Annotated in this window: 18 protein-coding genes and 1 other RNA gene; 8 read left to right on the top strand and 11 right to left on the bottom strand. The window is 64.8% G+C overall.

The features are described 5' to 3' along the window. Together BLS91_RS17930 and rnpB are read left to right on the top strand one after the other, a co-directional pair. Complete coding sequence (locus BLS91_RS17930) at positions 1-738, top strand: zinc ribbon domain-containing protein (protein WP_092342220.1); 738 nt, start codon at positions 1-3, stop codon at positions 736-738. 59 nt (positions 739-797) lie between these two features. Continuing rightward, positions 798-1,177: RNase P RNA component class A (gene rnpB / locus BLS91_RS17925), an RNA gene on the top strand. Between the two features lie 25 nt (positions 1,178-1,202). On the opposite strand, the gene BLS91_RS17920 is transcribed toward rnpB, so the two are convergent. Genes BLS91_RS17920 through BLS91_RS20815 form a run of 3 tightly spaced genes read right to left on the bottom strand, consistent with a single transcriptional unit; the run spans position 1,203 to position 2,420 of the window. Next, positions 1,203-1,772, bottom strand: coding sequence for a response regulator (locus BLS91_RS17920; RefSeq protein ID WP_134505313.1), 570 nt, complete (start codon positions 1,770-1,772; stop codon positions 1,203-1,205). Then, a complete protein-coding gene (locus tag BLS91_RS17915; protein ID WP_092342216.1) occupies positions 1,757-2,005 on the bottom strand; it encodes a hypothetical protein in 249 nt (82 codons plus the stop codon). The genes BLS91_RS17920 and BLS91_RS17915 overlap by 16 nt, the downstream gene beginning before the upstream one ends. Further along, a complete protein-coding gene (locus BLS91_RS20815) occupies positions 1,953-2,420 on the bottom strand; it encodes a hypothetical protein (RefSeq protein WP_241983140.1) in 468 nt (155 codons plus the stop codon). The genes BLS91_RS17915 and BLS91_RS20815 overlap by 53 nt, the downstream gene beginning before the upstream one ends. Between BLS91_RS20815 and BLS91_RS20810 the strand changes: the two genes are divergently transcribed. Beyond that, complete coding sequence (locus BLS91_RS20810; RefSeq protein WP_233206219.1) at positions 2,407-2,877, top strand: tripartite tricarboxylate transporter permease; 471 nt, start codon at positions 2,407-2,409, stop codon at positions 2,875-2,877. The two genes, BLS91_RS20815 and BLS91_RS20810, sit on opposite strands and share 14 nt — an antisense overlap. A 76-nt stretch (positions 2,878-2,953) precedes the next feature. Here the strand turns inward: BLS91_RS20810 and ppgK are convergent, their stop codons facing one another. Together ppgK and map are read right to left on the bottom strand one after the other, a co-directional pair. After that, on the bottom strand, positions 2,954-3,712 hold the full coding sequence (gene ppgK / locus BLS91_RS17905; protein ID WP_092342212.1) for a polyphosphate--glucose phosphotransferase: 759 nt from the start codon (positions 3,710-3,712) through the stop codon (positions 2,954-2,956). A gap of 32 nt (positions 3,713-3,744) precedes the next feature. After that, positions 3,745-4,608, bottom strand: a complete 864-nt coding sequence (gene map, locus BLS91_RS17900; RefSeq protein ID WP_092342210.1) for a type I methionyl aminopeptidase — start codon at positions 4,606-4,608, stop codon at positions 3,745-3,747. A gap of 12 nt (positions 4,609-4,620) precedes the next feature. Here map and BLS91_RS17895 point away from each other — a divergent pair, with 12 nt between their 5' ends. Further along, complete coding sequence (locus tag BLS91_RS17895) at positions 4,621-4,809, top strand: SPOR domain-containing protein (protein ID WP_092342208.1); 189 nt, start codon at positions 4,621-4,623, stop codon at positions 4,807-4,809. A 5-nt stretch (positions 4,810-4,814) separates the two neighbouring features. Here BLS91_RS17895 and panB read toward each other — a convergent pair whose 3' ends face one another. Then, a complete protein-coding gene (panB, locus tag BLS91_RS17890; RefSeq protein WP_092342206.1) occupies positions 4,815-5,699 on the bottom strand; it encodes a 3-methyl-2-oxobutanoate hydroxymethyltransferase in 885 nt (294 codons plus the stop codon). Positions 5,700-5,814: 115 nt separating this feature from the next. On the opposite strand from panB, the gene BLS91_RS17885 reads away from it, so the two are divergent. Beyond that, positions 5,815-7,152, top strand: a complete 1,338-nt coding sequence (locus BLS91_RS17885; protein WP_092342204.1) for a glutamine synthetase family protein — start codon at positions 5,815-5,817, stop codon at positions 7,150-7,152. A gap of 36 nt (positions 7,153-7,188) precedes the next feature. Beyond that, the gene (locus BLS91_RS17880) at positions 7,189-10,272 is read left to right on the top strand and encodes a bifunctional [glutamine synthetase] adenylyltransferase/[glutamine synthetase]-adenylyl-L-tyrosine phosphorylase (RefSeq protein WP_092342203.1); all 3,084 of its coding nucleotides are present in this window, start codon (positions 7,189-7,191) and stop codon (positions 10,270-10,272) included. 146 nt (positions 10,273-10,418) lie between these two features. On the opposite strand, the gene glnA is transcribed toward BLS91_RS17880, so the two are convergent. Then, on the bottom strand, positions 10,419-11,843 hold the full coding sequence (glnA, locus tag BLS91_RS17875; protein WP_092342201.1) for a type I glutamate--ammonia ligase: 1,425 nt from the start codon (positions 11,841-11,843) through the stop codon (positions 10,419-10,421). Between the two features lie 144 nt (positions 11,844-11,987). Between glnA and BLS91_RS17870 the strand changes: the two genes are divergently transcribed. After that, positions 11,988-12,416, top strand: a complete 429-nt coding sequence (locus BLS91_RS17870; protein WP_233197526.1) for an RDD family protein — start codon at positions 11,988-11,990, stop codon at positions 12,414-12,416. A gap of 64 nt (positions 12,417-12,480) precedes the next feature. Here BLS91_RS17870 and BLS91_RS17865 read toward each other — a convergent pair whose 3' ends face one another. Genes BLS91_RS17865 through lipB form a run of 3 tightly spaced genes read right to left on the bottom strand, consistent with a single transcriptional unit; the run spans position 12,481 to position 14,930 of the window. Next, complete coding sequence (locus tag BLS91_RS17865) at positions 12,481-13,188, bottom strand: DUF4191 domain-containing protein (protein ID WP_092342197.1); 708 nt, start codon at positions 13,186-13,188, stop codon at positions 12,481-12,483. A gap of 60 nt (positions 13,189-13,248) precedes the next feature. Next, the gene (gene lipA, locus BLS91_RS17860) at positions 13,249-14,238 is read right to left on the bottom strand and encodes a lipoyl synthase (protein ID WP_092342195.1); all 990 of its coding nucleotides are present in this window, start codon (positions 14,236-14,238) and stop codon (positions 13,249-13,251) included. Next, positions 14,235-14,930 (bottom strand): lipoyl(octanoyl) transferase LipB, encoded by a 696-nt coding sequence (gene lipB, locus BLS91_RS17855; RefSeq protein ID WP_092342193.1) that lies wholly within the window; start codon positions 14,928-14,930, stop codon positions 14,235-14,237. Before lipB ends, lipA begins: the two co-directional genes overlap by 4 nt. Positions 14,931-15,115: 185 nt before the next feature. On the opposite strand from lipB, the gene BLS91_RS17850 reads away from it, so the two are divergent. Beyond that, positions 15,116-16,903: a protein kinase domain-containing protein gene (locus BLS91_RS17850; protein WP_159433903.1), complete on the top strand. Its 1,788-nt coding sequence runs from the start codon at positions 15,116-15,118 to the stop codon at positions 16,901-16,903. Positions 16,904-16,939: 36 nt separating this feature from the next. Here BLS91_RS17850 and BLS91_RS17845 read toward each other — a convergent pair. Next, on the bottom strand, positions 16,940-18,358 hold a 1,419-nt coding region (locus BLS91_RS17845), incomplete at its 5' end, for a 2-oxo acid dehydrogenase subunit E2 (RefSeq protein WP_139165829.1).

Genomic DNA, 18,358 nt, shown 5'->3' with positions numbered 1-18,358 from the left:
GTGAAGGCATCACCACTCCAGCAGAAGGAACTTCTGCGGCTTCAGGCCCTGGACATCAAGGTTCTTCAGCTCAGCCACCAGTCAAAATCGCTCGTGCAGCACGCCGAACTGGCCGACCTCAATCGTGAAGCCGAGGCCAGCCGCATGAAACTGCTCGGTCGGTCGGGCGAGCTTGACGACGTGCGCACCGAACTGGGACGCATCGAGAGCGACGTCGAGGTCGTGGAGAAGCGAATCGCGCGCGACACCGACCGCCTGCAGCACACCTCGTCGATCAAGGACATCCAGGCTCTGGACTCCGAAGTCGCCTCGCTCAAGAAACGCCTGTTCGACCTCGAAGAGATCGAGATCGCTGTGCTGGAGCGCCAGGAAGAGCACGAGGCTGCCGTCGTCGTGGTGGAAAAGGAGCGTGACGCCATCGCCGAACGTGTGAGCGCGACCGAATCCGCGCGCGACGAGGTGTTGGTCGACCTCACCCGCCAACTCACCGAACTCACGCGCGACCGGGCCACCGTAGCGGCCACCATCCCCGACGACCTCGCGGCGCTGTACGAGCGTCTGCGCATCACCGGCCACGGCAACGCCGCGGCCCTGCTGCGCGCCCGAACCTGCAGTGGCTGCACCATGACCCTCACCGGCAGCGACCTCGCCGATGCCCGCCAGGCACCGGCCGACGAGGTCATTTTTTGCCCCGATTGTGGCGCAGTGCTGGTGCGCACCGAAGAGTCCGGAATCTAGTACCGATGGGGCGTGCGTTCGGCGGCAGCCCGCGCGCCCGGTAGACTCAATTTACGGAATGGGTCGGCAAGACGGTCGCGTCGTTCGTTAGATCTTCGGATCGAGCGGATGCCGAGGAACGTCCGGGCTCCATAGAGCAGGATGGTGGGTAACGCCCACCCGGGGCAACCCGCGAGACAGTGCCACAGAAAGTAGACCGCCACCAGCGCGAGTTGGTGGTAAGGGTGAAACGGTGGTGTAAGAGACCACCAGAGGCCAGGGTGACCTGGTCGGCTCGGTAAACCTCGTCCGGAGCAAGGTCAGACAGAAAGCGTTGAGGCGGCTCGCCGAGCTTTCGGGTAGACCGCTAGAGGGCTGCGGCAACGTAGTCACGAGATAGATGGCCGTCGACGGTGTGCGAACACCTGGACAGAACCCGGCGTACTAGCCGGCCCATTCCACTTCTTTGCTGGCCAGGCGGCCGATCAACCGGCCGCGGTCCAGTGGTAGAGCTTTTCCGGCCGCCCGGCCCGGCCACACTCCTGGGTGATGTCGGCGCGTTCGGCGGCGAGCAGATATTCGAGATACCGGCGGGCGCTGAGCCGGGCCAGGCCCAGATGCTGGGCCACATCGCTCGCCGAGATGCCCACCACGACGCGCTGGAGTGTTGCCACAACGGCATCGAGGGTCACCTCGGACAGCCCCTTGGAGAGCGACAACCCGGTGGAGTCAGCGGGAACGGTCGGTGCAGCTGCACCGGCGGCAAGGGCGGCGGGCGCGAGCGCGCCGGGTTGCAGCATCCGGTCGATGCGGGCCTGATCGAGCATCGATGGTGCGATCGCGGCGTGATCTCGGAGTTCCTGCCGGTGCTGAACGTACTGGTCGAGTCGCTCAAGCAGAACGGTCGAGGTGAATAGCTTGACCAGGTAATGCATGACGCCGCCGGCCATCGCGGCCCGCACGGTGTCGAGTTCCCGGGCCGCGGTGATAGCGATGATATCGACCGGGTCGGCTGGATTCTCGTGTGGACTGGCCGGACTCAAAGATTCGCACACGGTCCTTCTCCTTGATTCCCGGACCGTCGTCGGAGACGACGAAGGTAGTGCCGGTGCCTGTCGGTGCCGAGGCGCACCAGGATGGTACCGTCGGCGCAGATTGCTTCCATCGCGTTGTCGATGAGGTTGCCGAGCACAGTGACCGGATCGGTCGTGCCGTCGGGCGCGAGGATTGACCCTTCATCGATGACCAAACGGATGCCCTTCTCGGCCGCGATAGTGCTCTTGGCCATGAGCAGGCTCGCAACATCCGGGTGGGTGATGCCGGGGGAGAGCGCCGGGACACCACGGAACCGCCATGGCCGGACCGAGCACCTCCGTCGCCGGGCTCGCCACCGAGTCATCGTCGGCACCGAGCAGCCTCCGTGCCTCATCGTTGACCAGGGCGACTGCGCCGAGGACGTCAACCGCGACGACGCCTTCGCCGATGCCGTGCAGCATCGCATCGTGCGTCTCCAACAGGGAAGCGATCTCCTCAGGCTCCAACCGGTGGATCCGGCGCCACACCATGCGGGATATGACCATCGCCCCAGCCGTTCCCACTAGGGCAGCACCGACGAGCCAGATCACGAGTTCGGGCAGTACCTTGTACAGGTCGGCGCGGAGGGCCTCCTCCAGAATGCCCACCGAAGCCATGCCGAAGATCATTGCCAGCCTGTACGTCGGCAACCTGATGCTGCTGATTCTGAACCTGCCGCTGGTCGGTATCTGGGTGAAGATTCTGCAGATCCCGCGCCCGTACCTGCACGCCGGAATTCTGGTGTTCGCCGGGCTCGGTGCATTCTCGCTCAACTTCACGCAGGTCGATGTGGTAATCCTGCTCGTGGATGGCGTGCCGGGCTTCTTCATGCGGCGCTACGGCTACCCGATCGCTCCCATGATGGTCGGGCTGATTCTCGGCCCGATCTTGGAAAACCAGCTGCGACACACGCTCGCGATCTCGCAGGGAGACCCGCCGGCGCTCATCGCGTCGCCGATCGCGGCCACCATCTATGTGTCGCTGATCGTGATCTTCGCTCTGTCGTACTGGATGAAGTGCCGCCAGCGGACCTCGGTATCCGAGGCCGTGGCAGTAGACGAGGTCGCCGAACCGATGGCTCGGTAACGCTCGACTGACCTAACGACAGCAGGACCGACACCACTTACGTGGAGTCGGTCCTGCTGTCGTTAAGCTTCGAAAATCAGCCCGGGAAGCGCGCGGCGAGGGCGGCCGCGCCGAGGATACCGGCGTTGTTCCGATGCACAGCAGGGATGATGCGGGTCTTCAGATTGAGCAGGGGCAGAAAGTGCTCGTGGTGCTTGGAGACTCCTCCGCCGACGATGAACAGGTCGGGGGAGAAGAGCAGTTCGAGGGTCGAGTAATACTTCTGCAAGCGTGCGGCCCATTTGTCCCAGCTGAGGTCGTCACGTTCCTTGGCGGAGTATGCCGCACGGGTTTCATAGTCGTAGCCGTCGATCTGCAGATGGCCCAGCTCAGTGTTGGGCACGAGCACGCCGTCGTTCAGCAGCGCCGAACCGATCCCGGTACCGAGCGTGGTCAGCAGCACGACGCCGCCGACGTCTTTGGCCGCACCGAACTGTGATTCGGCGTAGCCTGCAGCATCCGCATCGTTAACGAAGTGAATCGGCAGGCCGAGACCCTTTTCGAACAGGGCTTCCGCGGCGAGCCCGATCCACTTCGACGATACGTTCGCGGCCGACATGGTGTGACCGTTCTTCACGACCGCGGGAAAGCACACGCCCACCGGGAGGTCTCCGACGTCCTTCGAGACGGTGGCGAGCAGGGTTCGGGTGGTCTCGACAATGTCCTGCGGCCGACCACCCTTGGGAGTGGGCAACTTCACGCGGTCAGAGAGGAGCGCGCCGGTGGCCAGATCTACTACCGCACCCTTGATTCCCGTGCCACCGATGTCGATGCCGATTGCGGTCTGTGCCGTCATGTGTTGATCCTCTATCCGTTCGAAAAGGTCGGTCAGACCAGGGTCAAAATCTCGGCACCGCGCTCGGTTACAACGAGGGTGTGTTCGAACTGTGCGGTCATGCTGCGGTCACGGGTCAGCACGGTCCAGTCATCGCTCCAGATGTCCCAGTCGCTCGTGCCGAGGGTCAGCATCGGCTCGATGGTGAAGACCATCCCGACCTCCATCACCGTGTCGTACTGCGGTGCGTCATAGTGCGGAATGATCAGACCGGAGTGGAAGGCTTCGCCCACCCCGTGGCCGGTGTAGTCGCGCACGACGCCGTAGTTGAAGCGCTTGGCGTAGGACTCGATGGTTCGTCCGATCACGTTGACCTGACGCCCAGGGGCGACGGCCTTGATACCGCGGGCGAGCGCTTCCCTGGTGCGTTCGACCAGCAGCGTCACCTCGTCGGTGGCTTCGCCCACGATGAAGGTGACGTTGGTATCGCCGTGTACGCCATTCTTGTACGCGGTGATGTCGATGTTGACGATGTCGCCGTTTTCGAGCACCGTGTTGTCCGGGATTCCGTGGCAGATGACCTCGTTCACCGAGCTGCACAACGATTTGGGGTATCCGCGGTAACCGAGGGTCGAGGGGTAGGCATCGTTGGCCACCAGGTAGTCGTGACCGATCTGGTCCAGTTGCTCGGTGGTGACGCCGGGAACGATGGCTCGGCCGACAGCGGCGATCGCCTCGGCGGCGATGCGGCCGGACTCGCGAATGAGGTCGATTTTCTCGGTCGAATAGACGTCAGAGCCGGTGAAGGGGCTCGGCCCCTTCTTGCCCACGTACTCCGGGCGAACGATGTGAGATGGAACGGAACGGGTCGGTGACACCGTTCCCGGGATGAGGTGACCGATTGAATCCTTAGGCATAGGATCAAGCTTATGGCCGACGACAAAGAACACGCATTCTGGTACAACATGCGCACCGGGGAGGTGGAGCACGGCCTCCAGTCGACATCGCTGGATCGGGTCGGGCCGTTCGCCACCCGTGACGAGGCAGCCCACGCTCTGGAGAAGCTGCGTGCGAACAGCGCCAAGTGGTCGGAAGACGACGCTCAGGACGCCCGCTAGCCGTTCTACTCGTAACTGTGCTCTGGCGCGGGGTACGCGCCAGAGGCGACGTCCGCGGTGAACCGCTGCACAGCATCCGTCAGTACCGCCCGAACGTCGGCGTACTGCCGCACAAACTTGGGCACCCGGCCGCTGGTCATACCGGCGAAGTCGGTCCACACCAGGAGTTGGCCGTCAACGGATGGTCCCGCCCCGACCCCGATCGTCGGGATCGACAGTCGTTTGGTCACGCGAGCTGCGACGGAAGCCGGCACCATCTCCAGGACGACGGCGAAAGCGCCGGCGTCCTGCACGGCGAGAGCGTCAGCGATAAGCTCGTCGGCGGCATCCCCTCGGCCCTGAATGATGTGGCCGCCCAAACCGTGTTCACTCTGCGGGGTGAAACCGACGTGTCCCATCACGGGAATTCCGGCCGAGACGATACGCCTGATCTGCTTGTGGCTGCGCTGGCCGCCCTCGAGCTTCACTGCGTGGGCCTGGGCTTCCTTCATGAACCGTACGGCGGTCGCCAGGGCTTGGTCCGGCCCGTTCTCGTACGACCCGAACGGCATATCGGCCACGACCAGGGCGCGAGTCACCGCACGGGCAACGGCACGGGTCAGCGGGATGAGCTCGTCCACCGTGACCGGCAGCGTGGTCTCATACCCGAAGACGTTGTTGCCGGCTGAGTCGCCCACGAGCAGAAAATCGATTCCGGCCTCGTCAAAAATCTGGGCGGTCAACATGTCGTAGCTGGTCAGGCCGGTGATGGGGATGCCCTGCGCCTTGGCGTTCTTAAAGTGGCGGGTGCGCACTCGCTTCGGCCCGGAAGCCGCGTTGTAGGGATGCTGCACTGCGGCATCGGCGGAAGAAACCGTGGAATCGGGCTCGGGTGCTGTCAACTCTGGCATGCGACAAGTGTAGTCAGGCAAGCAATCGTGCCTGGAGCCAGTAGCCTAGACAGTAGTTATTGGGGTCGGTAGTTGTTTTGCTGGCTACCTGTTTGAGCAATCAGAGAGAGCGTGAATGGACAAGCAGCGCGACTTCGTTCTTCGGACCATCGAGGAGCGAGGAATCAAGTTCGTTCGACTTTGGTTCACCGATGTCGTCGGCACCCTCAAATCCGTGGCGATCGCGCCAGCCGAAGTTGAAGGTGCCTTCAACGAGGGCCTCGGCTTCGACGGTTCAGCCATCGAAGGCCTCACCCGCTCGTTTGAAGCGGATGTCCTGGCGCACCCGGATCCCACGACCTTCCAGATCCTGCCCTGGCGCGGCGAGGTCGACCCCACCGCCCGCATGTTCTGCGACATCACCACCCCCGACGGTCAGCCAGCCGTGGCCGATCCGCGCAACGTGCTCAAGCGCACCCTCGCCAAGGCAGCCGACCGCGGGTTCACGTTCTACACTCACCCCGAGGTGGAGTTCTACCTGCTCAAGTCGTCGAAATACGGCAAGAACGGGCCGGTTCCGGTCGACTCGGCCGGCTACTTCGACAACGTTCCCGGCGGCACCGCCCACGACTTCCGCCGCCGGTCGGTGCGCATGCTCGAAGACCTCGGTATTTCTGTCGAGTTCAGTCACCACGAAGCCGGTCCGGGCCAGAACGAAATCGACCTGCGCTATGCCGACGCGCTCACCACCGCAGACAACATCATGACCTTCCGTACCGTGGTGAAGGAAGTCGCGATCGAGCAGGGCGTGTACGCGACGTTCATGCCCAAGCCCATGTCGGAACACCCCGGATCGGGCATGCACACGCACATGTCGCTGTTCGAGGGGGACGCGAACGCGTTCTACGAGGCCGGTGCCCAGTACCAGCTTTCCAAGATTGGCCGTCAGTTCATCGCCGGGCTGCTCAAGCACGCCCCGGAGATCACTGCGGTGACCAACCAGTTCGTCAACTCGTACAAGCGGCTGTGGGGCGGTGACGAGGCCCCGAGCTTTGTCTGCTGGGGCCACAACAACCGCTCCGCGCTGGTTCGCGTACCGCTCTACAAGCCGAACAAAGGCCAGAGCGCCCGCGTCGAGTACCGCGCCATTGACTCCGCAGCCAACCCATACCTCGCGTATTCGCTTATGCTGGCCGCCGGCCTCAAGGGCATCGAGGAAGGCTACGAGCTGCCGCCGGAGGCCGAAGACAACGTGTGGAGCCTCAGCGACACCGAACGTCGTGCGCTTGGGTACACGCAACTGCCGGCCAGCCTCGATCACGCCATCCAGTTCATGGAGGAGTCAGAGCTCGTCGCCGAGACCCTCGGCGAACAGGTCTTCAACTATGTTCTGCTGAACAAACGGCAGGAGTGGCGCGACTACCGCTCGCAGGTTACCCCGTTCGAACTGGAAAAAAACCTGGAGATGCTCTAACTCACCAGTGGTCGATGACCGAAGGAATCACCCGCGATGGAGCGTTTGCAGTTGACCCTGACCGAACTCGTTCGGGCGGGTTTCGTCGACCTTGCCGAGGTGCGTGCCCGCCTCGATGAGGTCGCCCAGCTCGGTGCGGTCAGCCCGCACACTGACCCGGATTCGGCCGGGAGGCTGACCGAGACGCGGGCGCTTCTGCCGCTCCTCGCGGTGACGGCCAGCCCGGATGCCGCGCTGGTAGCGCTGGTCGCCCTGCTGCGACCGGGGTCGCCCGAACTGTTTGAGCTCTTGCAGTCAGCCACGGCGACCGGGCGGCTTCTGAAGGTTCTTGGAGCCTCCAGCGGACTCACCGAATTCTTCCTCAGGCATCCGGTGGAACTCTCGGTTTTGGCAACGCCTCTTGTGGTGCTACCCAGCCTCGACGAACTGGTCAGCGACCTGTTGGACTCGGTCGGTGCGACCGGGGGATTCTCGGAGCTGGTCGACGACGCGGCCTGGATTGCCCTGCGGGTGCGCTATCGTCGCCGACTGGCGCAGCTGGCGGCCTTCGACCTCGAACAGGCCGACCCCGTGGCGGGGCTCGACGGCGTTGCCCGCACCCTGTCCGACCTCGCCACCGCAGCGCTCGAAGCCGCCCTCGCGGTCGCCCGTACCATGTCGAGCGGTAACACGGCCGGGCGCGGTGTTTTTCCAACCGAACAGGTGCGTGCCACCCGCCTGGCCATTATCGGAATGGGCAAGGCCGGCGCGAGCGAACTCAACTATGTGAGCGACGTCGACGTCATCTTCGTCGCCGATGGGGACGAAGCGGCCGGGCTGGAAAGCTCCCGAGCCGTTGAGATCGCCACCCGCCTGGCCGTGCTCATCATGCGCGGCCTGGGCGAATCCGGCATCGAACCTGAGCTGTGGGAGGTCGACCCCAACCTGCGCCCTGAGGGCAAGAGCGGTGCACTCGTACGGTCGATCGAATCACACCTGGCCTACTACGACCGCTGGGCCAAAAGTTGGGAGTTCCAGGCACTGCTCAAGGCCCGCACACTGGCCGGTGACCGCGCGCTGGGGGCGCGTTATCTCGATGCGGTCACGCCCAAGGTCTGGAGCAGCGCCAGCCGGGAGAATTTCGTCGAATCGGTGCAGCGGATGCGTGAGCGCGTCACCGACAACATTCCCGACGACGAGGTCGACGTTCAGCTCAAGCTGGGCCCTGGCGGGCTGCGCGATATCGAGTTCACGGTGCAACTGCTCCAGCTCGTGCATGGCCAGACCGACCCCGACGTTCGACAGGCCGGTACCCTGCCGGCGCTGACCGCCCTGGCCACCGCCGGGTATGTGGGCCGGGCCGAAGCCACCGAATTTGCCCAGGACTACCGCATGCTGCGCCTGATGGAGCATCGGCTGCAGCTGCAAAAGCTTCGCCGTACCCACCTGGTGCCGCGGGACGAAGCGAACCTGCGGGTATTGGCTCGCTCGACCGGTCTGGCCACGAGCGCTGACGGGCTGACCATCCGCTGGTCGGAGACCAAACAACGGGTGCGCGGCCTGCATGAGCGGCTGTTCTACCGGCCCCTGCTGTCGGCGGTGGCGTCGCTGCCCGCCGACGGCCTCAACCTGACGAGCGCACAGGCCGAGGCCCGTCTCGCCGCAATCGGCTTCCTCAATACCAAGGGTGCACTGGCCCACATCGCCGCTCTCTCCGGCGGGGTGTCCCGGCGTGCGGCGATCCAGCGGCACCTGCTTCCCGTGCTGTTGCAGTGGCTGTCCCAGGGAGCTGACCCCGACTACGGCTTTCTGGCCTTTCGTCGCCTGAGCGACAACCTCGGCTCGACCTACTGGTTTTTGCGCATGCTTCGGGATTCCTCCGGCGCCGCCGAGCGACTCACCCGGGTCTTGTCCGGAAGCCGGTACATCGGCGAGCTCCTGGAAAAGATCCCGGAGGCGGTGGCCTGGCTAGAGGACGAGGCCGACCTGCAGCCACGGCCGCGGAAATCCCTGCAGGATGAGACCCGAGCCGTGCTGGGCCGGCATGAAAGCCCAGATGCTGCCGCCACCATCCTGCGCGCCGCCCGTCGCCGTGAGATGCTGCGTCTGGCATTCGCCTCGCTACTCGGCCAGATCGATCTCGACCAGCTTGGCCAGGGCCTGACCGACGTCAACGCGACCTATATTCAGGGCGTGATCGCCGCCATCCGTGGGGGAGACCTGAACGATCAGGGCGGCGCCGACGGGTCGTCCGGCGGCGACGGTATTGAGTTCGGTGTGATCGGCATGGGCCGGTTTGGCGGCGCCGAGCTGGGTTTCGGCTCCGACGCCGACGTCATGTACGTCTTCCGTGCCGGCACCCTCGACGGCGAAGCTGCCAATGATCGGGCCCGCTACATTGTGCGCGAGCTCAACCGGCTCACCGAGGACTCGCGTCTGCCACTGGACCTGGACATTGGGCTGCGGCCCGAGGGCAGCAATGGCCCTGTCGTTCGGTCACTGGAGTCCTACCAGGCCTACTACCGGCGCTGGTCGCTCACCTGGGAGGCGCAGGCGCTTCTTCGCGGCCGTGGGGTCGCCGGCGACGCTGCTCTATTGCGCGACTTCACGGCCGTCGCCGACGAGGTGCGGTATCCCCCCGCGATCAGCGAACAGGCCGTGCGCGAGGTGCGCCGCATCAAGGCGCGGGTGGAGAACGAGCGGCTGCCGCAGGCCGCCGACCCCAACCGGCACCTGAAGCTCGGGCGCGGCTCGCTCAGCGACGTGGAGTGGCTGGTGCAGCTTTTGCAGTTGCAGCACGCGGCAGCGATTCCGGCGCTCCGCACGACGTCGACGCTGTCGGCTTTGGCCGAGGTGGTCCGTGCCGGCCTGATTCCGGCAGCGGATGCCGCGGTGCTGCGCAGCGCGTGGATCTTCGCGTCCCGTGCGCGGTCGGCCATCACCCTGTGGACCAATCACACCTCGAACGTCTTGCCGACCGATCGTGCGGCCCTCGAAGGAATCGCCCGGGTCATGGAATACCCGCCCGGCTCGGGCAATCAGCTCGAGGACGACTATCTTGCTGTGACCCGCCGGGCACGTGCCGTGTTCGAGCGACTGTTCTACGGCCCCGTGGAGCGTCCGGGGCCCACTGTCGGCTGATCCGGCACGAGGCGCGTGACAGGAGTGCACTCGGCAACACAGCACGCGGCAACGCGTCACCTTGCAACACAGAAGGGACCGCATCCGAAGATGCAGTCCCTTCCCAGTCACGCGGGCCCGATGAACGGATCGCGCGCATCTACTGCTTAGACGCCGTAGTAGAGCTCGAACTCGAACGGGTGCGGACGCTGGGCGAGCGGCTTGATCTCGTTTTCGCGCTTGTACTCGATCCAGGTCTCGATCAATTCGGGTGTGAAGACGTTTCCGGCCATCAGGAAGTCGTGGTCGGCTTCGAGGGCCTGCAGGGCCTCCTCGAGTGACGCGGGCACCTGGGGGATGTTCTTGGCTTCTTCGGGCGGCAGCTCGTAGAGGTCCTTGTCGACCGGCTCGTGCGGCTCAATGCGGTTCTTAATACCGTCGAGGCCGGCCATGAGCTGAGCGGCGAAGGCGAGGTACGGGTTACCAGACGCGTCGGGGGCGCGGAACTCGAGACGCTTGGCCTTGGGGTTGGTGCCGGTGATCGGGATACGGATCGACGCCGAACGGTTACCGGCCGAGTAGACCAAGTTGACCGGGGCTTCGAAGCCGGGGACGAGACGGTGGTACGAGTTGACCGTGGGGTTGGTGAAGGCGAGCACGGCGGGGGCGTGCTTGAGCAGACCTCCGATGTACCAGCGCGCCACGTCGGACAGTCCGCCGTAGCCGGCCTCATCGTAGAACAGCGGTTTGCCGTCGGCCCACAGGGACTGGTGGGTGTGCATACCGGAGCCGTTGTCGCCGAAGAGCGGCTTAGGCATGAAGGTCGCGGTCTTGTTCCAGTCATGCGCCGTGTTCTTGACGATGTACTTGAATTTGAGCAGGTCGTCGGCCGCGTGCACCATGGTGTCGAACTTGTAGTTGATCTCGCCCTGGCCGCCGGTGCCGACCTCGTGGTGGCTGCGCTCGAGCACGAGGCCCGATTCGATCAGCTTGAGGCAGATGTCATCGCGCATGTCGACGTGCTGGTCGACCGGGCTGACCGGAAAGTAGCCGCCCTTGAACGGGGTCTTGTTGGCGAGGTTTCCGCCGTCTTCCTTACGACCCGAGTTCCAGGCACCCTCGCTGGAGTCGACCTTGTAGTAGCTGGTGTGCTGGTTCACTTCGTAGCGCACGTCGTCGAAGATGTAGAACTCGGCTTCGGAGCCGAAGAAGGCGGTGTCGCCGATGCCGGTGGAGGCGAGGTACTTCTCGGCCTTCTTGGCTACCTGGCGCGGGTCCTTGGAGTAGATCTCACCGTTGCGCGGGTTGTAGATGTCGAAGAGCATGATGAGCGTCTTCTCGGTGCGGAACGGGTCCAGGTATGCGGTCGACACGTCGGGGATGAGCTGCATGTCGGATTCGTGGATCGACGCGAAACCGCGGATCGAGGAACCATCGAACATTTGGCCAACGGTGAAGAACTCTTCATCGACGGTGGATGCCGGAATGTTGAAGTGCTGCTGCACACCGGGGAGATCGGTGAAACGGATGTCAAGAAACTTGACGTCATTGTCTTTGATGAATTTAAGCACTTCGGACGAATCGCGGAACATGCGGAATAACTCCAGACGACGAGGGCGTGGAAACGGCCGAATCGGACACATCGGCTTCATTGAGATTAGTAGCGCTGCGTTACTTGTCCGTGACGCTTATGTTTCGCCCATGTTACAGGCAGGCCCCATCGGTAGACTCATCGGGTGCCAGCCTCCGACTCCCGCCCGAACACTTTTGGTCAGCTTCCACCCAGTAGATGGCCGGGGGAGCGGCTCGGATTACCCCAGATCGGGCCGAGTTCCATCGGCCGCCCCGGTCGACGGATGCTCGGCTTCGCCATCGACTGGGCCATCGCCATCGGCGTCTCAGCGATCTTCTTCAACTATGACCCGGCGGCGAACCTGATCATCTTCGTCATCCTGCAGATCGTCTTCATCCCGACCATCGGTGCCAGCATCGGTCACCGCTTGGTGGGCCTCCGACTTATCTCTATCCACGGGGGCTGGATTGGTCTCTGGCGACCCGTGGTGCGGTCGCTGTTGCTCGGAATTGCCCTCCCGGCGTTGGTCTGGGATTCCGACCAGCGTGGCTTCCACGACAAAATTGCCGGAACGGCGCTCATCCGGCAGTAATAGCACTGCGATGACGAAGAACGGCCGGGCGATGGACGCCCGGCCGTTCTGTTGTCTGTTGAGGTCAGCCGCGCTGGGGGCGCGCCTTCATGGGGTCGACGCCCTTGGGAATGGGAAGTTTCGTGCCCATAGAGTTGAGGCGGTTGTTTACAGCGAGCACCTCGGCCTTAGTCAGCGTGGGCTTGATCCTGGTCAGGCGGCGAGCCAGCTTGTGCAGTGGCACGGCGTCCTCGTCGGGTCCGACGGAAATAACCGTGATGCCGACGTTGCCGCCGATGCGCACAATCTTGCGTTTTTCTTCGTCGAGCATACGGGCAGTGCGCGTCTTGGGTCCCTCGCTGATCAGCACGACGCCGCCGCGACCGACCGCACGATAGACCGCATCCTGCGTCTTGCCGTTGACCGCTACCGGCATTTCACTGCCGACCCAGCCACGCTTCAGTGAACTGCGCAATACCGCCCCCACGGCACCGGGCTGACCCTCGATCTGGGAATACGCGGCCTTCTCGGCCCGACGACCGAGGATGATTAGCATGGCCAGAATACCGGCGAGCACGCCGGCGACGATCCAGAGCACCATCGTGAAGACGTTGCTCCCCGGGATCAGCAGGGCGAGGGCCAGGCTGATCAGAACGGGGACGACGAAGGCCAAAACGAGAATCCAGACGATGTTCGAGTCGTAGCGTCTCGTCATCTGGAATACCTGCCACATTTGCTTCAAGCGGCCGGGCTGTTTTGGTTTTTTGGGGGACTTTTCCTTGCTGCGTGCCATGGGTATAAGACTACCCAGTCACTCGAATGCCCCGTGACCGAATTCGCCTGTGTGCTCGCATCAGGAGACGGCCTGGGCGAACCCAAGTTGGGCATCCGCCAGCTGGCGCAATTCGGCCGGGATCTGGCGACCGGTTGCGACCATGGACTGGGCCCACAGCCGACCGGCGCGGTAGGACGAACGCACCAGCGGACCGGACAGGACGCCGAGAAAGCCGATCTCCTTGGCTTCCTCATTGAGCTCGACGAATTCCTCTGGGCGCACCCAGCGGGCCACCGGAAGATGCCGGGCGCTCGGGCGAAGGTACTGGGTGATGGTGATGATGTCGGTACCGGCCTCATACAGGTCGTGCAGTGCCTGGGTGATTTCTGCGCGTTCTTCACCCATGCCGAGGATGAGGTTGGACTTGGTGATCAGCCCGGCGTTGCGGCCCTGGGTGAGCACGTCGAGCGAGCGGTCATAGCGAAAGGCCGGGCGGATGCGCTTGAAAATGCGTGGCACGGTCTCCACGTTGTGGGCGAAGACCTCGGGTTTGGCGTCGAAGACTTGGGCGAGGTGTTCCGGATTGCCGGAGAAGTCTGGGACCAGAATCTCGACACCGGTGCCGGGGCTCTGCTGGTGGATCTGACGAATCGTCTCGGCGTAGAGCCAGGCGCCTTCATCGGGGAGGTCGTCGCGGGCGACGCCGGTCACGGTGGCGTAGCGGAGGTTCATCGACACGACGGACTCGCCGACGCGACGCGGCTCGTCCGTGTCATAGTCTGCGGGCTTGCCGGTGTCGATCTGGCAGAAGTCGCAACGGCGGGTGCACTGTGAACCCCCGATGAGGAAGGTCGCTTCGCGATCTTCCCAACATTCAAAGATATTCGGGCAGCCGGCCTCCTGACACACCGTGTGCAGGTTTTCGCTCTTCACCAGCGCCTGTAGCTTCTGGTATTCCGGCCCCATCTTGGCGACGGTCTTGATCCAGGCGGGCTTCCGCTCGATCGGCGTTTCCGCGTTGCGAATTTCCAGCCGCAGCAGTTTGCGGCCTTCGGGTACTGCGCTCATGCGTTCGTCCTGACGGTATCGAGGCTGGCTGGGGTCATGCTTGCAGGGGCCACCGGGGCGGCATTCAGGCTCATCGTGCGACGGAAAGCGGCCGTGATCGGATCGATCAATTCGCTCGGGTCGACGGTGCGGCCGAGCACACGGGTCATCGTGGTCACCCCGGCATCGCGAATTCCGCAGGCGATGATGCGCGAATAGGCATCCAGCGAGTTGCTGCAGTTGAGCGCGAAACCGTGCATGGTCACTCCCTGGGCAACTCGGATTCCGATCGCGGCTATTTTATCTTCGTGGCCGTCGGGTCCCACCCACACCCCTGAGCGTCCCGCAACGCGTACGGCATCGATCCCGAAGTCGATCAGGACCTCGATCAGGATTGCCTCAAGGGACCGAACGTAGCCGACGACGTCGACGGGTTCCGCGAGGTGCAGTATGGGATACCCGACGAGCTGGCCCGGGCCGTGCCAGGTGATCTTGCCGCCCCGGTCGACGTCGATAACCGGCGTGTCGTCGACGGGGCGTTCCTCCGGCAGAGTGCGTTTTCCGGCGGTATACACGGCCGGATGCTCCAGGAGGAGGACGGTGTCCGGTCGCTCGTGGGCGACGACGGAACGATGGACTGCGCGTTGGAGCTCTAGGCCCTCAACATACGGCACGGAGTTGGCGCTTAGCCCCGCGACGACAAAGTCGAGCATCTGCCCAGTCTAGGGGCGTCGCCGGCATTTTGGGCGCAGCGAGCACCCGGGCGCAGCGAGCACCCGGGCGCAGCCGGCGCCGGTGCCACCCGGACCGGCTCCTCCACAGCGGCACAGATCGCCTGTTCTGCACGAGAGCGGGGGACCTGAGCGCTCTGGCCGGCCCAGCGGCCGATCATGGGCAGGTGAGACGACGCTCTGAACAACCTCCGACTTCGGCCGATGACACAGCTGGCCGCGACTCCCGTCCCGGCCAGCGCGCGGCATACCTTAAGGCCGACGGCGCTTCCGCCACGACAGAACCGGTGCACCCGGAGGGGATTGTCGCCGGACACCGCGTGATCCGTTTGCTGGGCACCGGGGATCGAGCCGTGGTGTACCTGGGTCATTCCGGTGCGGCAAGCGCGGTGGCCCTCAAGGTCTTCCGCGCCGACACCGAGTCGACGAGCATCGAACTCGACATTGCCGTGCTGACCTCGGGGGCAGCGCCGGGACTCGTGCGCCTGCTCGACGTTGCGCAGCTCGGGGATGGTCGCATTTGTCTAGTCCTGGAACGACTCACCGGAGGATCCCTGGCCAGGTACTTGGTCGAACACCCTCGACTGTCTGCCGGCGAAGCCGTGACCCTGTTGGCACCGATCATCGTCGCCCTGCGCGCCATGCACACGGCCGGGTTCGCGCACGGGGCCATCAGCCAGGCGACAATTCTGCTGGATGCCAGCGGCCGGGCGGTGGTGAACGGTTTCGGTGCGGTTGCGCGGCTCACTGACATACCCAGGGAGCGGATGCGGCGGCTCCGCGCCGACTACGAACGCCTGGCTATCGTGATGGAAGCCCTCGTCGAGGCCGTCGATGTAACGGACACGCACCGCGCGAGCGGCGCGGCGCTCCTGCGGCGCTTTCGGGGCGCCATCGACCCGGCCGTTTCTCCGAAATCTTCAGACGGGGCAGCTGGCGCGGCAGGGGTCGGTTCGGTCCTCGGCACACTGGAGCATGACCTTTTCGATTGGGCCGACGCCGAACCGCTTGACGCCTTTCGCCTCACCCACCGATTGGAGGCCCAAACACAGAACGTGAACGCTGACGCGTTCGAGGCGGGGACTGGTCAGGTGAACGTGGTGCAACTCCGCCGCCACGAATTCGACGACGGATCCGATCACGGGTTCGACGATACGTCCAACGATGAGTTCACCGACACGATCGACGAGCTGTTCGACGACAGGTCGTTACCCGCGCGATTCGGCGTCGGTGGCGATGCCTTCACCAGTCTCATGGCTTGGGGCGCAGCCAGCCTGCGCCGGCTCCAGCCGCAGTCGCGTCCTGGTCGGTCGTTCGCGACCGTCGTTGATTCTGTGATCGACTCGCATCCGCTCAAGGCTGTGGCGCACGCCCTGCGCAAACGACTGTATGGGCACCACCGGCCGCTTTTGGTGGCAGCACTGGGCGGCGCCAGCATTCTCGTGCTCGCCCTGACCCTGTTCCCGGTATCGGGCCGTGCCGGTGACAGCGCGTTACCCGGCGCGTCGGGTGCCGACGGCACGTCGAGGAACAGTGCAGGGGCCACCGGCACTCCGGCCCCCGTACCAACGGTCGCGGGCTCCGCGGATGCCGCTCGTACGGCAGGCTTGGCGGCGATAGCGGGGGACAACCCGGTATCGGCCGTGCCGGTGCTCCTCGTGCGCCGGGCGGCGTGCCTGGTCGCTGCCTCCCTGGTCTGCCTGGTCGACGTGGATCAGACCGGCTCGGCCATTCTGGCCGCGGACAGCTACGATGCCCGCGAACGGCAGCAGGGCGGATCCGGCCGGGAGGTCGCCGACTACGCGCCCTACCTGCCGTCCCTGGCAGAACGGAGCGGTGACCTGGCCGTGGTCGTGTTGACTCCGGCGTCCGGGCAGCAAAAAAGCCAGCCGGCCTCGGTCCTGGTGGTCAAGGGCGAGGGCGGCTGGCGTCTTCGTGAGATCTTCGACTACTGAGGTGTCCCAGGCCGAAACTTCCGACAGCTCGTACTGTTAGATTCCGAGGTTGCCCTCGAACGCACCGGCTTCGAGCCGCGCCTTCATCGTGGTGAGGAAGCGGGCTGCATCCGCTCCGTCGATGATGCGGTGGTCGTAGGACAGCGCGAGGTACACGCTGGAACGGATCGCGATCGAGTCGAGACCGTCGTTGGTGACAACGAGCGGTTTCTTGTACACGATGCCTGTGCCCAGAATGGCGCTCTGCGGCAGGAACACGACGGGCGTGTCGAACAGCGCGCCGCGCGAACCGGTGTTGGTCAGCGTGAACGTTCCGCCACTCAGTTCATCGGGCTTCAGCTTGTTGTCGCGGGTGCGAGCGGCGAGGTCGGCGATCTGGGCGGCGAAACCGGCCAAGTCGAGATCCCCGGCGTTACGCACAACGGGGGTCAGCAGGCCACGCTCGGTGTCAACGGCAATGCTGATGTTCTCCTGCGCCGGGTAGACAATCGTGTCGCCCTCGATCGTGGCGTTCACAATCGGGATGGCACGGAGGGCCTCAGCGGCAGCGAGGGCGAAGAACGGCAGGAAGGACAGCTTGTTGCCGGTCTTCTCGGCGAAAGCGCCCTTGACCCGGTCGCGGAGCAGAGCGACGCGGGTGACGTCGACCTCGACCACGGTCGTGAGCTGAGCGGATGACTGCATCGAGATGACAGCACGCTCGGCGACGACCTTGCGCAGGCGCGACATCGGCTGGGTGGTGCCACGCAGCGGCGAGACCTCGACGACCGGTGCGGCAGCGGTCGTGCCGAAGGCCGAGGCCGCCTGCACGATGTCTTCCTTGCGGATACGTCCGCCCACTCCGGTGCCGCTGATCGTCGCCAGGTCGACGCCGGCTTCGTTGGCGAGCTTGCGCACGATCGGCGTGACGTAGCCGCTGGTGCCAGCGTGTGAACCGCGTGCCGCGGGGGCGGCTGCGACGGGTGCGGGTGCTGCTGCCGGGGCTGCAGCGACCGGTTCTGGTTCTGCTGCAACGGGCGCTGGTGCAGCGACTGGTGCCGCGACGGGTGCGGGTGCGGGTGCTGCAACCGGTGCCGCAACGGGCTCGGGTGCTGCAACTGGTGCCGCGACGGGTGCGGGTGCTGCAACTGGTGCCGCGACGGGCTCGGGTGCTGCAACCGGCGCGGGTGCCTCGGCAACGGGCGCCTCAGCAACCGGCGCGGGTGCCTCGGCAACGGGCGCCTCAGCAACCGGCGCGGGTGCCTCGGCAACGGGCGCCTCAGCAACCGGCGCTTCTGCAGCCGGTGCCTCAGCGACGGGTGCGGCCGCGCCCGATCCGTCGCCGATGGTGACCAGGGGGGTGCCGACCTCGACGGTCTCATCTTCCTGCACCAGGATGGCTTCAATAATGCCGGCGACCGGAGACGGGATTTCCGTGTCCACCTTGTCGGTCGATACCTCGAGCAACGGCTCGTC

The organism is Cryobacterium flavum (assembly GCF_900103805.1).
GTDB classification, from domain to species: domain Bacteria; phylum Actinomycetota; class Actinomycetes; order Actinomycetales; family Microbacteriaceae; genus Cryobacterium; species Cryobacterium flavum.
Note: the sequence above shows the minus strand (reverse complement) of the source record. Positions and strands in the feature narration are given on the sequence as shown.

What these genes read in the sequence shown, in the direction of transcription:
- BLS91_RS17915 (WP_092342216.1), bottom strand. Translation starts at nt 2,005, where the DNA reads ATGGCCAAGAGCACTATCGCGGCCGAGAAGGGCATCCGTTTGGTCATC.
- BLS91_RS20810 (WP_233206219.1), top strand. Translation starts at nt 2,407, where the DNA reads ATGCCGAAGATCATTGCCAGCCTGTACGTCGGCAACCTGATGCTGCTG.
- BLS91_RS20815 (WP_241983140.1), bottom strand. Translation starts at nt 2,420, where the DNA reads ATGATCTTCGGCATGGCTTCGGTGGGCATTCTGGAGGAGGCCCTCCGC.
- ppgK (WP_092342212.1), bottom strand. Translation starts at nt 3,712, where the DNA reads ATGACGGCACAGACCGCAATCGGCATCGACATCGGTGGCACGGGAATC.
- map (WP_092342210.1), bottom strand. Translation starts at nt 4,608, where the DNA reads ATGCCTAAGGATTCAATCGGTCACCTCATCCCGGGAACGGTGTCACCG.
- BLS91_RS17895 (WP_092342208.1), top strand. Translation starts at nt 4,621, where the DNA reads ATGGCCGACGACAAAGAACACGCATTCTGGTACAACATGCGCACCGGG.
- panB (WP_092342206.1), bottom strand. Translation starts at nt 5,699, where the DNA reads ATGCCAGAGTTGACAGCACCCGAGCCCGATTCCACGGTTTCTTCCGCC.
- BLS91_RS17885 (WP_092342204.1), top strand. Translation starts at nt 5,815, where the DNA reads ATGGACAAGCAGCGCGACTTCGTTCTTCGGACCATCGAGGAGCGAGGA.
- BLS91_RS17880 (WP_092342203.1), top strand. Translation starts at nt 7,189, where the DNA reads ATGGAGCGTTTGCAGTTGACCCTGACCGAACTCGTTCGGGCGGGTTTC.
- glnA (WP_092342201.1), bottom strand. Translation starts at nt 11,843, where the DNA reads ATGTTCCGCGATTCGTCCGAAGTGCTTAAATTCATCAAAGACAATGAC.
- BLS91_RS17865 (WP_092342197.1), bottom strand. Translation starts at nt 13,188, where the DNA reads ATGGCACGCAGCAAGGAAAAGTCCCCCAAAAAACCAAAACAGCCCGGC.
- lipA (WP_092342195.1), bottom strand. Translation starts at nt 14,238, where the DNA reads ATGAGCGCAGTACCCGAAGGCCGCAAACTGCTGCGGCTGGAAATTCGC.
- lipB (WP_092342193.1), bottom strand. Translation starts at nt 14,930, where the DNA reads ATGCTCGACTTTGTCGTCGCGGGGCTAAGCGCCAACTCCGTGCCGTAT.